2 protein-coding genes are annotated in these 1,238 nt (G+C 60.9%); one reads left to right on the top strand and one right to left on the bottom strand.

Features of this window, described 5'->3' with window-relative positions:
• Positions 1-203: 203 nt before the first annotated feature.
• A complete protein-coding gene (locus HHA01_RS15035) occupies positions 204-668 on the bottom strand; it encodes a cold-shock protein (RefSeq protein ID WP_281285711.1) in 465 nt (154 codons plus the stop codon).
• Between the two features lie 243 nt (positions 669-911).
• Between HHA01_RS15035 and HHA01_RS14525 the strand changes: the two genes are divergently transcribed.
• Positions 912-1,157: a SlyX family protein gene (locus HHA01_RS14525; protein WP_141321995.1), complete on the top strand. Its 246-nt coding sequence runs from the start codon at positions 912-914 to the stop codon at positions 1,155-1,157.
• The last annotated feature ends 81 nt before the right edge of the window (positions 1,158-1,238 follow it).

The raw sequence follows: 1,238 nt of genomic DNA, 5'->3' as shown, positions 1-1,238 counted from the left end.
AGCCCCAATGGCATGGGGTCAAGGTTTTTCTTCCCGCTTAAAGCTTACGGCTTATAGCTCCGGGCGAAGCCCAGGAGGGTTTTCTTCCTTCTTCAAGCGGCGCTAGCCGCGTTCTTACCTCTTCAAGGCGCGAAGCGCCGTTCTTCCAGCTTCAAGCTTCCAGCTCCGGGCGCAGCCCGGCCGGGTGGCCGGGCGAGCCGCCTTCAGGTAATAACCGTCACGTCGTCGGCTTGCAGCCCGCGCTCATTGCGCGAGACCTGATACTTCACCTTCTGGCCCTCGGCCAGGGTGCGGTGGCCACGGCCGCGGATGGCGCGGAAATGGACGAACACGTCCTCGCCGCTGTCGCGGGTGATGAAACCGTACCCCTTGTTGACGTTGAACCACTTGACCTCACCGATCTCGCGGTCATCATCCTCGACCTCGGCCAGGTTGACCAGTTGGGGGGTCAGGGCATTGACGGCGAGCGTGGCGAGCAGCAACAGCACGAACACGGCCAGCGCCGCGGCCAGGTACACGACCCCGACACCGCTCAATTCGAGGCTCGCCAGGATCTCCTGCGACACGGCTCCACCGGCGATATGCACGAACAGGGCCACCAGCAGGGGGGCAGGTGCGGCCAGCAATAAACTGATAAGACTACAACGCAAAACGACCTTTCGATTCATAAACTCTGGATGCTCTCTTCTGATAATGAGAAAGGTAAGAACACAAAATGGCTTGATAAACGGCCGACGTCGCAAAGCCACGGCAGCCGGCATCACGGGCCGGCACCAGGGCAGTGTCAACGCACGGGCTCTCAAGCAGTGTTTCCAACACGCGGTCACGAGGCACTTTACGGCTGAATCGCCGCCCTCGCACCGAGACCGATGCCACCCAAGCAGCATGGCCATCAGCACGGAGATTCTATCATGCATGACGATGACACGCCTTCCGCCATCGAGACCCGCCTGACCGCCCTGGAAAGCCGCTACGCCTACCAGGAAGACTGGCTCGACAGCCTGGACCAGGCCATCGCCACCCAGGAAAAACGGTTGGCGCAACTGGAACGCATGAATCAATTGATGCAGGGCAAACTCCGCGAACAGCAACGCGCCCTGCAGGAAAGCGATATCGCCACCCCCGGCCCCGACGACGAACGACCGCCGCATTACTGACAGCTGGAAGCTGGAAGCTGGAAGCTGGAAGCTGGAAGCTGGAAGCTGGAAGCTGGAAGCTGGAAGCTGGAAGCTGGAAGC

It is taken from the genome of Halomonas halmophila (assembly GCF_006540005.1).
Classification (GTDB): Bacteria; Pseudomonadota; Gammaproteobacteria; order Pseudomonadales; family Halomonadaceae; genus Halomonas; species Halomonas halmophila.
The sequence above is the reverse complement of the archived record's forward strand: the minus strand, read 5'-3'. Positions and strand labels throughout refer to the sequence as shown.

What these genes read in the sequence shown, in the direction of transcription:
- HHA01_RS15035 (WP_281285711.1), bottom strand. Translation starts at nt 668, where the DNA reads ATGAATCGAAAGGTCGTTTTGCGTTGTAGTCTTATCAGTTTATTGCTG.
- HHA01_RS14525 (WP_141321995.1), top strand. Translation starts at nt 912, where the DNA reads ATGCATGACGATGACACGCCTTCCGCCATCGAGACCCGCCTGACCGCC.